This window comes from Desulfonatronum parangueonense (genome assembly GCF_054656975.1).
Map to the genome: position 1 here is coordinate 1,712,112 of NZ_BAAHXH010000003.1, position 12,596 is coordinate 1,724,707.

At 49.0% G+C, this 12,596-nt stretch carries 16 protein-coding genes, 2 tRNA genes and 1 pseudogene; 6 read left to right on the forward strand and 13 right to left on the reverse strand.

Annotated features, from left to right (window positions below; all coding sequences use genetic code 11):
* Positions 1-19: 19 nt before the first annotated feature.
* The 3 genes from ACYQ15_RS07825 to ACYQ15_RS07835 all read right to left on the reverse strand — a co-directional run bounded on the left by ACYQ15_RS07825 (position 20) and on the right by ACYQ15_RS07835 (position 2,283).
* The gene (locus ACYQ15_RS07825; protein WP_487247222.1) at positions 20-379 is read right to left on the reverse strand and encodes a ParB N-terminal domain-containing protein; all 360 of its coding nucleotides are present in this window, start codon (positions 377-379) and stop codon (positions 20-22) included.
* A gap of 1,290 nt (positions 380-1,669) precedes the next feature.
* Positions 1,670-1,876 carry a hypothetical protein gene (locus tag ACYQ15_RS07830; RefSeq protein WP_459936966.1) on the reverse strand — a complete coding sequence of 69 codons (207 nt, stop codon included), beginning with the start codon at positions 1,874-1,876 and terminating at the stop codon, positions 1,670-1,672.
* 134 nt (positions 1,877-2,010) lie between these two features.
* Positions 2,011-2,283: a hypothetical protein gene (locus ACYQ15_RS07835; protein ID WP_459936967.1), complete on the reverse strand. Its 273-nt coding sequence runs from the start codon at positions 2,281-2,283 to the stop codon at positions 2,011-2,013.
* A gap of 205 nt (positions 2,284-2,488) precedes the next feature.
* Between ACYQ15_RS07835 and ACYQ15_RS07840 the strand changes: the two genes are divergently transcribed.
* Both ACYQ15_RS07840 and ACYQ15_RS07845 read left to right on the forward strand, forming a co-directional pair.
* The gene (locus ACYQ15_RS07840) at positions 2,489-2,767 is read left to right on the forward strand and encodes a hypothetical protein (RefSeq protein ID WP_459936968.1); all 279 of its coding nucleotides are present in this window, start codon (positions 2,489-2,491) and stop codon (positions 2,765-2,767) included.
* Complete coding sequence (locus ACYQ15_RS07845) at positions 2,733-3,113, forward strand: hypothetical protein (RefSeq protein WP_459936969.1); 381 nt, start codon at positions 2,733-2,735, stop codon at positions 3,111-3,113. Before ACYQ15_RS07840 ends, ACYQ15_RS07845 begins: the two co-directional genes overlap by 35 nt.
* A gap of 258 nt (positions 3,114-3,371) precedes the next feature.
* Here ACYQ15_RS07845 and ACYQ15_RS07850 read toward each other — a convergent pair whose 3' ends face one another.
* Positions 3,372-4,469 carry an IS1380 family transposase gene (locus tag ACYQ15_RS07850; RefSeq protein WP_459936970.1) on the reverse strand — a complete coding sequence of 366 codons (1,098 nt, stop codon included), beginning with the start codon at positions 4,467-4,469 and terminating at the stop codon, positions 3,372-3,374.
* 176 nt (positions 4,470-4,645) lie between these two features.
* Positions 4,646-4,774, reverse strand: coding sequence for a hypothetical protein (locus ACYQ15_RS07855; protein WP_459936971.1), 129 nt, complete (start codon positions 4,772-4,774; stop codon positions 4,646-4,648).
* A 176-nt stretch (positions 4,775-4,950) separates the two neighbouring features.
* Between ACYQ15_RS07855 and ACYQ15_RS07860 the strand changes: the two genes are divergently transcribed.
* From ACYQ15_RS07860 to ACYQ15_RS07870, 4 genes and pseudogenes are all read left to right on the forward strand, one after another.
* Positions 4,951-5,637, forward strand: a complete 687-nt coding sequence (locus ACYQ15_RS07860) for a transposase (protein WP_459936972.1) — start codon at positions 4,951-4,953, stop codon at positions 5,635-5,637.
* A 269-nt stretch (positions 5,638-5,906) separates the two neighbouring features.
* Positions 5,907-5,984, forward strand: a pseudogene (locus ACYQ15_RS22060) (hypothetical protein); the annotation flags it as partial.
* 35 nt (positions 5,985-6,019) lie between these two features.
* Positions 6,020-6,244, forward strand: a complete 225-nt coding sequence (locus tag ACYQ15_RS07865) for a transposase domain-containing protein (RefSeq protein ID WP_459936973.1) — start codon at positions 6,020-6,022, stop codon at positions 6,242-6,244.
* Positions 6,245-6,824: 580 nt separating this feature from the next.
* Positions 6,825-7,931: a tyrosine-type recombinase/integrase gene (locus ACYQ15_RS07870; RefSeq protein ID WP_459936974.1), complete on the forward strand. Its 1,107-nt coding sequence runs from the start codon at positions 6,825-6,827 to the stop codon at positions 7,929-7,931.
* An 86-nt stretch (positions 7,932-8,017) separates the two neighbouring features.
* Here ACYQ15_RS07870 and ACYQ15_RS07875 read toward each other — a convergent pair.
* The 8 genes from ACYQ15_RS07875 to panC all read right to left on the reverse strand — a co-directional run bounded on the left by ACYQ15_RS07875 (position 8,018) and on the right by panC (position 12,512).
* A tRNA-Glu gene (locus ACYQ15_RS07875) sits at positions 8,018-8,095 on the reverse strand.
* A gap of 12 nt (positions 8,096-8,107) precedes the next feature.
* Positions 8,108-8,181: transfer RNA gene (locus ACYQ15_RS07880), tRNA-Gln, on the reverse strand.
* Positions 8,182-8,288: 107 nt separating this feature from the next.
* On the reverse strand, positions 8,289-8,636 hold the full coding sequence (locus ACYQ15_RS07885) for a hypothetical protein (protein WP_459936975.1): 348 nt from the start codon (positions 8,634-8,636) through the stop codon (positions 8,289-8,291).
* A gap of 46 nt (positions 8,637-8,682) precedes the next feature.
* Positions 8,683-9,186 carry a DciA family protein gene (locus ACYQ15_RS07890; protein ID WP_459936976.1) on the reverse strand — a complete coding sequence of 168 codons (504 nt, stop codon included), beginning with the start codon at positions 9,184-9,186 and terminating at the stop codon, positions 8,683-8,685.
* Between the two features lie 78 nt (positions 9,187-9,264).
* Positions 9,265-10,434, reverse strand: a complete 1,170-nt coding sequence (gene metK / locus ACYQ15_RS07895) for a methionine adenosyltransferase (protein WP_459936977.1) — start codon at positions 10,432-10,434, stop codon at positions 9,265-9,267.
* Positions 10,435-10,617: 183 nt separating this feature from the next.
* Positions 10,618-11,271 (reverse strand): DUF502 domain-containing protein, encoded by a 654-nt coding sequence (locus ACYQ15_RS07900; protein WP_459936978.1) that lies wholly within the window; start codon positions 11,269-11,271, stop codon positions 10,618-10,620.
* Positions 11,264-11,653, reverse strand: a complete 390-nt coding sequence (gene panD / locus ACYQ15_RS07905) for an aspartate 1-decarboxylase (RefSeq protein ID WP_459936979.1) — start codon at positions 11,651-11,653, stop codon at positions 11,264-11,266. Before panD ends, ACYQ15_RS07900 begins: the two co-directional genes overlap by 8 nt.
* 1 nt (position 11,654) lies before the next feature.
* Entirely contained in the window at positions 11,655-12,512 is an 858-nt protein-coding gene (panC, locus tag ACYQ15_RS07910) for a pantoate--beta-alanine ligase (protein WP_459936980.1), read from the reverse strand.
* Between the last annotated feature and the right edge of the window lie 84 nt (positions 12,513-12,596).

Sequence of the window (12,596 nt, forward strand, 5' to 3'; positions counted from 1 at the left end):
TCTTGCTCGTTAGGTGTTTTCACACATAACGAGCATTCAGGCTACCTCCGTTTGCAAAAAGCTTTATAAATAAACGATTTAAAGAATTCATAGTTATGTATGTTTGGGAATCCAGGATGCTCCACTCGAAGCGGTTCGTCAGGTCTCTGATCAGAAACCCCTGTTCCACGGACTCCCACTGCCGCTCCTGGCTTTTGTTCAAGACCATGGCCAGCATGTCGGCTTCGCTTTCCTCCCGGATATCGGCGCGCACGACGTCCATCCCGATTATTCTGACGGCTTGCAGGCGCAAATAGCCGTCGATGAGCACGAAACCCTGTTTCTCCTTGGTCACCAGGACCGGAGATTTCTGCCCAAACCGGCTCATGGAGGCGACCATCGCGTTCAACGCCTAGCCCTGGCCATGCGCGTATGCGCGTAACGGGGGATGATCTGGAAGCGTTCGATGATTTTGGTGGACATGTGTAGGTCATAGCAGAACAAATGCGTCGATGCCTATAACGTCCATCTTTGCAATCATCATCGCATCATCCGCAACATGCTGAAACCAATTCGATTTTAGCGAATATCACGTCCATCTTTGCAATCGCCCCCTGGGCAGGAATAATTATGTATGTGCCTGATTCAAATAATCTTTCTGGGGGGGGTAAGACATCCATCTTTGCAATCCGCCGCCAGATGCCGCGCTCCCGCTGCTTTTCCCGTTGGGCTGAGCATACCCTGGATGTTTCTGGCTGTACTTGGCCCAGTAGTTAGGGTTCTTCTAATGCCACGCGTTCTGAGACGCTTGCTGATTGTTCGATACTTTTCGTGAGTCTTGAGCCTTTCCCGCTGCCAGTACCGTTTGCGGCATTCTGGCATCGCTCCCGGGAACAATACCGTTGGTCAGGACGCCGGGGCGAGGGCGTGAATAGTCGTAGGCATTCCTTGCACGAATGCCTCTGTCTCATGGCCATCTTCTTTGAAAAGGACGATGCTGGTGGCTTATGAAATATAAATGATCAGGACGACAGGAAATTACAATCTGACAGGAAGGATGAAACGATGCGAACTGCGAGATCGGCCAAGGGAAAAGAGGCAGAGCGATGCCGGACAGCGGCAGAAAGGGTGGGTCAATTATAAGGTAGTTGAAGGTAGGTGGGTCAAATCTCTGAGCGTTGAAGTTTTGGTTCTATTCGAAACCGCTTTGGTTTATTTTAGAACCATTTTGGCTCCATTTTAAACCGTTTTGGTTTCATTTCAAACCGCTTTGGTTTATTTTGAAACCATTTTGGTTCCATTTCAAACCGCTTTGGCTTATTTTGAAACCATTTTGGTTCTATTTCAAACCGTTTTGGTTCTGTTCAAAACCATTTTGGTTTCATTTCAAACCGTTTTGGTTCCGTTCAAAACCATTTTGGTTTTATTCGAAACCGCTTTGGTTTACTATGGAACCGTTTTGGTTTCATTTCAAACCGTTTTGGTTCTGTCGGAACGTCATTATTCACCAGAAAATTAATTTGAATATTTGAACTTTTTGCAGGAGTATTCGGAAATATATTTTGGATTACTAACATTATTTACCTCCCAATTTGTTCCTTACTTTTTTTCAATCCCTTCTAAAATTTTGCTCTAATCTTTAATATTTTCTATATTCTCTCGCTTATATTTTTATCTTCAATTGCATATTTTACTTAGCATCAGCTTCATACATTAAAGTAAAAATTGCCATTCTTGTATCAATTTTTGCTGACAACATATCCCATCTTTTAAGGATGAGATTTCTTATAAATTCACTACGGCTAACGCAAGTACAATAAGCCATGCTTTCTAATTGCAAGGCCAGCTTCGAGTCTATTTCAAAAGATATGATTTTTTTTGTCTTCTTTTCGCCCACTTTTCCTCCATAGAATCCATCGGTATTTTTAAACAATTTTCAAACTTATCCTACCTTTTGATGTCAATATTGTCAACCCACTTAGTCAGCTTTTTATTGTCAACATGCAATCTTGCCATCCGTTATTGAAATTATCAGGGTTTTCCTCTCTTTAAAAAATAGAATTTAATTGCCAACATCTCTATCCTCGCTATAAACGACCTCACAACCTCCTTAACCGCACCACCAACGCAAAAACACCCATCCCCATATCTCCCCACCCCATAAACCTCTCTCTGGACTCTCTCAAGCGCACTCCTCGCCCATCCAAACCCCCTTCTGTCTCTCCAAAACCCTCTTTGGAATACCCAACCCTCGAAATTGCCACGAATCATAAGGGTTCTTCTTATATCCCCCTTCCATCTCATCCAACTCGCCTTTCGCTCCACCAAAAGAATTTAGCTCCCCCAACAACCAGGCATCCGCACTCCGTATCCTCTCTTTCGCTATTTTTTCATGATTTGTTCACGAAATTTCGACTTATTATTTTGCAAAACAAAACGTTTTGCATCAAAAATGCTTGTTTTAGCGCCCCAAAAGCTATAGAATGGCTATAATTTTTTGCATCGAAAAATGGGGTTAAGTGCCGATAAAATTATACGACTCGCTTGTACAGTTTATGGTTTTATGTCCGTTTTTTTATCTGCAAAAAATGATGTTGACGCTATAATGTGCATTGGTAATGGATTAATATTTTGTACAAATATTGTCTTGACATTGACACGTTTTGGTGTTTTTGTTTATTCAAAATTGATTTATTGTGGTTTAATTTTTACAAAAATAACGATACCATTTTTTATGAATGGTGGAGCTAAATATGCCGGTAAAGCCAAAGTCAAAACGGCTTTTTGAGATGACAGATGTGGAGAAATTTGAATCAATTTTGAAATCAGCGGAGCCACAGAGGATGTTGGATAAGCACGCGGTGCTCATGAAATTGACGCAAACAATTCTGGACTGCATCAGGAAAGGGATTCGTCCTGCTGAGATTGCCAGGATCTTGCGCGACGGCGGAATGTCCACACGCAAGAACGATATTCTGTATGTTGTACAAAAGGCGTTTGAGGAGAAACTGCTGACGGAAGATGAGATTCGCAAGTTTCGACTTCAGAACGCATTGAAGGTGCAACCGCCAGGGGGAAAGGCTGTTTCTCGAAAAGATGAGAAGAAGGGAGTTGTTCCTGATGTATATCCCTAGGTCCCTAACAAATCAGATGAGCAGGATAAAAATACCGCTGATGAAACTCCAACCTGAATTGATCGATTGAGAATTCAAGTAGACCATTCAGGCCAATTTGAGGTTAGGTTTTGACTTTATGCCAGAACAATTCCCGCTTCACTGAGCAGGTAGACTTAATTTTTTAAGATTTTGGCAAAGTTAACCAATTTATTGGCATTTTAACGTTTTTTGGACGCAATACTCCTGTCTTATTACTAACAAGCACCAATCTCTGGATTATGTCCAGAGTAAACGCGGGGCCTTCGCGCAACGCTCCCAGAGTTCTTTGAAATTCAAAGCCTCCATGACGGCAACGTTCACCTTAAGCTTGACCTGTTTTGCGGTCCTGACAATCTTCCCGGCGATATCCACCAGCTTGCGGCGCAGGGTGGTCGGAGTAGCGGATATGGGCACCACCGGATTACTGACGTCCTCTTTGAACGTTTCGAAAAGAAAGAACCCCAGAAGCATCGTGTAATACATGGCTGCATTGGGAGCGAAATTCTTGAAGGGGAGCTGTTCAATACCGAAATCCTTCAGGCAACGATGGACCAGTTCGTCCGTTCCACGCTGGTGATAGGAGCTGATGATCTCTTCTGATTTGGTCAGGTATTCGTAACCGGACTTTTTGAGTTGTTCATCAATGGCTTGGCCCATGCCCAGATTGTTGTAGATCATGGTTCCTGGCCGTGCCCCTGGAAGAAAAAAGCGTTTCTCTTCCAGCAGTGGACGCCAGAAGATGGCCCGGCGGAAACGCTTCCACGTCGAACGACGGTCGCCGAATTCGCAGTATTCCCAGATGTCTTCATCGTTCTTGCCGTAATGGTGATCAAAGGCTTTCTGGGGCAATGAACTGATGTAGCTTTTCACATCGGGCAGAAAACGGCCGCCGCAGATATACCCGATTTGGAGACGTTCCATTTCGGCGAACAGTTTCTGGTCGCAATATCCGGAGTCCATCCGAACAATGATCGGCACATCCTTACGATATTTGTTCCGGATCAGCTTGACAGCTCGGTGGATCATCTTGGCGGTATCGTTTCCGTGGTTGGAGTGTTTCTTCCCACTGCGAAATATAGCGTCGATGATGAACCTGCCCCAAGTCATCTGCAATGGGGCGAAACCACATACTTTTTTGTAAGTCGGCTCGACGCCTACGCGTTTGGAAGCGTCATCATTGTCCATGACCATGGCATCGATATTGATGACGATCAGTTTCGGCTTGCTGATGTTCAGCCTCCAAACAAAAAGGCGCATCAGCAGCATCCGAAACATGGACGAAAAACGTAACGGGATCGAGTTAAAAAACATTTTGACGGCATACGAGGAAACCATATGCTCACGGTCAGTTTCAATGCTGGCTGTGCATATCCTGGGTCTTTGGCCAGCGTGTCAAAGGATGACAAATGACGGCAGGTTCCATCAAAGTGCCAGCACAAAATTTGAGTGAACAACTCGGCGATGGACGTTCCTTTTGATTTTTTTGCGGACTCTCCCGAAAAGCAGTTCAATCAAGGGGATGATCTGGATTGCATGCAGATACTCGTGAACAAGTTGATGCCGGCCCGGCTGGTCAAGGTCTCGTTGGTGGCCTCAACTTTTTTCACGACATGGGCCTTGTTGCGATTGTTCTTGGACATATTCTCCTCCACCCAGTGGGTGCATTTCTGTAATGGCTCGAATGAGGATGGGAATGCTAACTGAATTTTGACCGGGTAAAGGGGTTTTTGATAACCGAAAATTTGCCCCCCTCAAGCAAACGATCTTCGAGTAGAGAATGGCCTATCCAGGTCATTCAACACGAGGAGAGAAGAGGATGCTTGAGATGGATCAATATGAATTTATGCGAGTTGCTCATCGAGTTTACGGCAAGAGCATCGGCGAGCTTGTTCAAGTGACTGGGCATTCTCGGAATACAGTCAGGAAAGCGCTGCGCGGTGAGCCTTGGGGTTACAAGGAACGGCAACATCAGCCGTTTCCTGTACTTGGCCGGTATCTTGGCCACATCGACTCATGGCTTGAGCAGGACAAGGGCCAACCAAAAAAGCAATGGCATAAGTCTCGGCGGGTCTACAACCGCCTACGGTCGGAACATGATTATCGCGGCAGCGAATATACAGTTCGTCGCTACGTCCGTTTTGCCCGGATCAAGCTCGGCCTTGATCCATCGAACAAAGTTTACATTCCCAGTGATCCTAAAGTTGGTCGGGAGGCGGATGTGGATTGGGGAACGGCGAATGCGATACTCTGCGGAGAGTCTGTACGCTTGAAGTATTTTTGCATGCGCAGCAAATATTCCGGCAAGCACTTTGGTCGATTCTATCCATGTGAACGTCAGCAAGCGTTTTTTGACGGTCATATCCAGGCATTTCTGTATTTTGGCGGGATATTTCCCGTCTTGATCTACAACAATCTGACGACGGCGCTGACAGAAGGGGACTCCAATCCCGGCCAAGTCTATTTGGCAAAGGGAGTTCTCAGGTATTTGCGTCCAATCATCTAAAATCGTCTTGAATATACAAGCTGTCAGCGCGTCACCACCAGGAACGTAAACCCAAAAATAATGAACTAGACACTTTGAAAAGTACAACCTTCAGAAAAACCAGTCGTACTCCCCCTCCACATCCAAGCCTGATATGGCATTACCCTATAGCAATACTCCGTACCAGCACGACGGACTTCTTGAACAGAGGATTGATCTGACCGCCCAAAAAAACACACCCAGGTTCGCGGTTGTACGTGCTCGGGCAGTCAGAGCAAACCTTATGGTTTATGGTCTTTCTCGAAGATGGACGCCTGCGACCTGACAACCTCACGGAGAACGCCATTCGCCCTTTTGCCCTGGGCAGAAAACTGGGTCTTTGCCGGATTTCCGGCAGGTGTGGATGCCAGAGCGACAATCTATTTCCCTCATCGAAATCGCAAAGGCCAACAGACTCAATCCCTACCTCTACCTCCTGCACGTCTTCACAACCCTGCCTCAATCCAAAACCAACTCTGAAATCAGACAACTCCTCCCACAAAACCTCACATCCCAAAAACTTGAAGAATTGACTGCTGGAATTCTTTCTATCCTTCATAATCCGCATGACCTGACAGGAAAATGTTAGTGTTTTGACGCTTAAAAACATCAAAAAAATAAAAGAAAATTAATTTTTGGTATAAAACATCACAAAAACGCAAAATACACGAAAACAGGCCTTAAAACGGCCCAAACAGGGCGTAGCACGTAACAAATTGATTTTGTTAAATAAAATTATTTGCATAGCAAAAGCTTTTTTTTCGCTTAACCATTTGAAATAGTGAAACAAAAAAAATACAATAAGTTTGTCAAAAACTATAAAAATGTATTGCTAAAACAGTTTAAAGGTGTATAATCGTTTAAACTTGTTACCAAAAGCATATCGCAAACCTCGGGTTCATTAATAAGTTGGGCGCAAACTTCAAGCAGAGACGGGAAAATAGGAATTTTATGTAAACATAAAGTGGGAAGAACGAATCGACTAACAAAATAATAAAACAAAATAAAAAAAATTATGCTAAAAACATACACCGCAGAACAACTTGCGAACATGTTGCAAAAACCGAAATCTTGGGTTTACAAACACAAACAAGCGCTGGGGGGCTTTCAACCATGCGTTGGGGGTTCTCTGTTGTTCTTTGAAAAGAAAATATGGGAGTTTATTGATAATGCCGTATCAACAAAAAAACGGGACGTGGCGGGCGTCTGTGATGGTCGAGGGCGTACGCAAGAGCAAGGTTTGCTTGACAAAAAGGGAGGCGAAGGGATGGGAGCAAAAAGCGGCAAAACAGTTGCAAGAGTCGCCGAAGAACGCCATGACCCCCACGGTATCTTTGGGGACCTGGGCGACGATGTACCTTGATTTTGCTAAGACTAAGTTTTTCAATAAAACTTATCTTGAAAAAAGAGATGTTTTTAAGCTTTTTTTTACTTTTTTCGATGCAGGTATGGGGGTTGATGCATTTACTGCAAAAGATGCGTTGTTTTACTTGCAAAAACAGGCAGAAACACGGAGCGGATATGCCAGTAACAAGGACCGCAAAAACCTGCTCGCGGCCTGGAATTGGGGCATTAAATACCATAATTTGCCGCCCTGCCCGTTCCTGAAGGTTGACAAATTCAAGGAGGAACGTAGCCCCAGGTATGTACCGCCGGAAGAAGATTTTTGGTCAGTATTTAACAAGGCGGAAGGACAAGACAAGATCATGCTGCTTGCTTACTTACATCTAGCGGCAAGGCGTTCGGAATTATTCCGTTTGACATGGCAGGATGTGGACTTTGTGAACAGCCGCATACGTTTAGGCACTCACAAGCGCAAGGACGGCACCCTTGAATATGATTGGCTTCCCATGACTCAAGAATTGAAAAAATCCTTGTTGGGATGGTGGGAAAATCGGCCGATCAAGGACGTGGAGAATGTTTTTGTTTGCCAGGATGAATTCAATTTTTGCCAAGAATATCACGGCAAGCCCTTCAAAAGTCGTCAACATCTAATGAAGCGCCTATGTGATCGTGCCGGGGTTAAGTTTTTTGGGTTTCACGGTATCCGGCATCTGACCGCTTCAACATTATTTCACGCGGGGCAAACTGTGGCGGTGATCCAGGCGATCCTTCGCCACAAATCACCATCAACTACTGAACGCTACTTGAAGAGCCTTGGCTTGGAACATACGCGGGAAGCACTTGAGGACGTTTTTAAGGCGCATAGCGCCCCAGGCAAGCTTCTTCCTTTCGCAAAAAACGAAGCCCCGAAAGCTGTAGCTTCCAGGGCTTGATTTTTGGGTTTTACCCCGCATTTTACCCCGCCCGTTTCGGCGGAGTGCGTAGGCCTAGATTTTAACCTCTAAACCGTTGTTTTAATTGGCGTCCCCAAGGGGATTCGAACCCCTGTTACCGGCGTGAAAGGCCGATGTCCTGGACCAGGCTAGACGATGGGGACATTTGTTGGGTTTGGCTGGGGGACTAGGATTTGAACCTAGGTTGACGGAGTCAGAGTCCGTAGTCCTGCCGCTAGACGATCCCCCAACACAAAGTCCGTAGATATATGGGAAAGAGGATCGCCTGTCAACATTTTTTATCTAAAAATTAAATTTTAAGCAGATTATGAACGGCACCAGCTTGCGCAACATACCCTAGGCGGCAGCAGCCAGGCGTCGGGTCCGTTTTTTGAGGAAATTGATTTTCCGACGCAGCTGATCGCGCTCCTTGCGCTGGGTGCCGGGGAGCTGGTCTTTTTCGGCGCGCAAATCGCGAACCTGACGCTTCAAGGCCCAGATTTGCTCCTTGTAAGGCGATGGACCCTTGTGGTCTTCGTCCGTGCTGAAGCCAAGGGCTTCCCGGACAGCTACCACCAGCGCTTCCTTGTCCATTCCGCTGGCTCCGGAAATCTGGGGAATCTTGGAAATGCACAGTTCACGAAGTTCCTTGGCCGTCATTTTATCCAAAGGCTTCTTCAGGACAATATCTGTCGCCTCGCTCATTCCGTTCTCCTTAAAAACGACCGAAAAAATTCCCGATCAAGTTGATTTACTGATTTATTTTTTTTTGCGCCCGTGTCCCTTCAACCAAGCGGACATAGGCCCTGTAACATCGTTCAAGAGCCGGGACAGTGGAAAACCTGCCGGCATCATGACCAAGTTCTCCCGCGTCCAATGCCGCGCTTTCAAGGACCTGACGCGGCGTTCGGGATCCGGCTTCCCGCCCCCGAACAAGCATCTGCTCGATTGCGTCCAAGGGAGAACGGCCATTTAGCAGATCAAGTCGAACCTTGTCAAAGTATTTTTCACCCAAAGCCGCATTAACCGCCGCAAGAATAGCCGGAGTCTGGAAATGCATCTCCTGCATGGCCATGGGATCGTCCACGCCCAGGAGCAAGGTGGTTTTGTTGTGACCGAGCGGTTTTGCCAGTTCCGCCACATGGTCTCCGACAATCTCGCTCCAGGACGACCACAGCCTGGCCAAGCGCAATCGGCGGCGACAGTCCGGATCGCTCCAGATTCCGTGCAAAATTTCGCTGGCTTGATATGCCATAGCCGCTGTTCCGATGCATACCCGGCTCCCCTGCCGTTGCCGGCGGGAGAGCAGGGTCAGCCTGCCCTGACCCGGAATTTATACCTTGGCCGCTGTGCGCAAATCGTCCGCGGCGTCCGTGCTTTCCCAGGTAAAATCCACGTCTTCGCGCCCGAAATGTCCATAGGTCGAGGCTTTCTTGTAAATGGCTCGCTGCAGGTCCAAGCGTTTGCTGATGAAATATGGGCGCAGGTCGAAAACTTCGAGCACGGCCTTGGTCAGCACCTCATCCGAAACAACTCCCGTTCCCCAGGACGTGACCAGCGTTGAGATGGGCTCGGCCACGCCGATGGCGTAGGCCACCTGGACCTCGCAGCGTTCGGCCAGGCCCGCGGCCACCACGTTCTTGGCAATATAGCGGGCCATGTAGGCTCCGGAGCGATCCACCTTGGAAGGATCCTTGCCGGAAAACGCCCCCCCGCCATGGTTGCCCATGCCGCCGTAAGTGTCCTGGATGATTTTGCGTCCCGTCAGACCGCAGTCCGCCAACGGTCCGCCCAGCACAAACCGGCCGGTGGTGTTGATGTAGATGCGCATCTTTTCATCCACCATCTCTTCGGGAAGCACCTTGAAAATGACCTCCTGCTTCACGGCGTCCACCAGGTCGACATAGGCGATGTTTTCATCATGCTGGCAGGCGATGACCACGTTGTCGATGCGCTTGGGTTTGCCGTTCTGGTATTCGATGCAAACCTCGGTTTTGCCGTCGGGCCGCAGGAAATCCAGAATATTCTTTTTTCGAACGTAGGCCAGCCGACGGGACAACTTATGGGCATAGAAAATCGGAGCCGGCATCAGGGTCGGCGTCTCATTGACGGCAAAGCCGAACATCATGCCCTGGTCGCCGGCGCCCTGCTCTTCGGGCTTTGTCCTGTTCACGCCCACGGCAATGTCCAAGGATTGCTTGTCTATGGAGGAGACAACGGCGCAGGTGTCCGCATCAAAGCCCATTTCAGAGTTGACGTACCCGATCTCCCGGACCGTCTGACGGACGATGCTGGGCAAATCGGCATAGGCATCTGTGGAGATCTCCCCGGCAATGAAGGCCAGGCCGGTGGTTACCAGCGTTTCGCAAGCCACTCGGGCATTGGGGTCCTGGGCAATGATGCAGTCCAACACGGAATCGGAAATCTGATCCGCGACCTTGTCCGGATGGCCTTCGGTTACGGATTCCGAAGTGAAGAAATAGGAATTGGTATTCCCATGCATGCTCGCTCCTCCTTTATCTGAGTGTTGAAAAAGTCCTTAGCCAACAGTCCGTTCAAAAACCCCAAGTGCAAGGAGCAATCCCGCACCTACTTGGGTAGGGAACACTCTGGCGCTTGAAAGATTAGTTATCCCAAGTAGGTGCGGGAGCAGCGACGCAGCAATTGGGAGTTTTTCAACGGACTGTTATTGGGTTTCTTTTTTATCCGGGCTGATGATCCCGCCGGAAACCAGCAGCTTGAAGGCGTCTTCAACGCTCATTTCCAAGGGGATCACCGACTGTTCTGGGACCATCAGATAAAAGCCCGACGTGGGGTTGGGAGTCGTGGGGACAAAGACATTGAGCACTTTCTGTTTCGTCTTGCGCTGGATCTCCCCGCTTGCGAAACCGGTGACGAATCCCAGCGCGTAACTCCCTTCCTTGGGGTACTCGACCAGGACCACTCGCTGAAAATCCTGGGGCGACCGATTGAAAATGGTTTCCACAAGCTGTTTTACGGCGAGATAAAGCTTGTTCACCAGGGGAATGGTCTCGATGACCCGGTCCCACACTTCCACAAGCTTGCGGCCCATGTAGTTGCGGACCACGAACCCGGTCAAAAGTACGGTGAGAAACAGGAGGATCAATCCCAGACCGGGGATGCGGAAGGGCAGAAAATTTTCCGGCTGGAAAGGGTCGGGCAGGAACCGCAAAAAGCCGTCCACGAAATTAAACAGGACGCGCAGGAAAAAAAAGGTCGCCATGACCGGGGTCAAGAAAAGGATCCCGGCCAGAAGGTTGACCCGGATGAAATTCTTCATCCTGAACCAGAAGCCGCGCGGCTGGAGTTCGTCAATCATTGTCGAATTTATTGAAGTCAGGCCCGGCATTTGCCGTCTGAACAATTTTGTTTGCCCTGTCCACGAGCACCACACGCGGCTGCAGTTGATCAACCTCCCCCGGCTCCAGCCAGGAATAGGCCACAATGATGATCAAATGCCCGACGTCGCCTTTCAAGGCGGCCGCGCCGTTGAGACAGATCTCACCCGGTCCGCCGACGATGGTATAGGTTCGCAACCGTTCTCCGTTGTTCAGGTTGTACACCTCCACCTGCTCATGGGGAAGGATTCCGGAAGCTTCCAGAAGCGCTGGACAGATGGACAAACTCCCTTCGTAGTCCAGCCTGGCCGCGGTAACGGTGGCCCGGTGGATTTTCCCGATCATAAAGCAACGCAGCGCCATCTTATTGTCCTTGGGCATTCATCAAAATATTGTCGATCAGCCGGGCGCCCTTGAATTGCACGGCCACGGCCACCAGAGCCGTACCGCTCACTTCTTCCAACGGGTACAGCAGTTCCGGCTCCACCACGGCCATGTACTCCACCCGCCCCAGAGGCATCTTTCGGGCATAAAATTCACCCAGGGCCGCCAGAAGCAGGCTCGCCTCGGTCTCGCCGTCACCGACCCATTGTTCCACCTGGCGCAATCCTTCATAGAGAGCCGACGCCTGGGCCCGTTCGGCCGGATCGAGGTTCACGTTTCGGGAACTCATGGCCAGTCCGTCGGATTCCCGAACCGTGGGTCGTGACCGGATTTCCACGGGAATATTCAGATCCTGGACCATGCGCCGGATCACGGCCAGCTGCTGCCAATCCTTTTCCCCGAATACCGCCAGGGTGGGACTGGTCAGCATGAAGAGCTTGGCGACCACAGTGGCCACGCCCCGAAAATGGGTCGGGCGCTGCACCGCGCACAGGCCTCTGCATAGTGAAGGCGCATCAATCCAGACGGCATGGCTTGGAGAAAACATGTCCTCCGCACGAGGCATGAACAGGACATCCACGCCGAGATCTTCGGCAATCCGGGTGTCGCGGTCCACATCCCGGGGATACTGCCGCAGATCCTCCCGGGGCCCGAACTGGGTCGGGTTCACGAACAGGCTGACCATCAGGAAATCCGCTTTGGATTTGGCCCAGGTCATCAAGGACGTATGGCCTTCATGAAAATATCCCATGGTTGGAACGAGAGCGAGACGTTTGCCCGCGCAACGCTGTTCCATGCTCCATGACTGCATTTGATCCGGGTTGGTAATGATTTGCATAGCTGCACCGCCAGGTTGTTTGAAGAAGTCTTGTTCCGTGCGTGCTTGAACAAACGCTCATCCCACGGACAAAACAGGATAGTA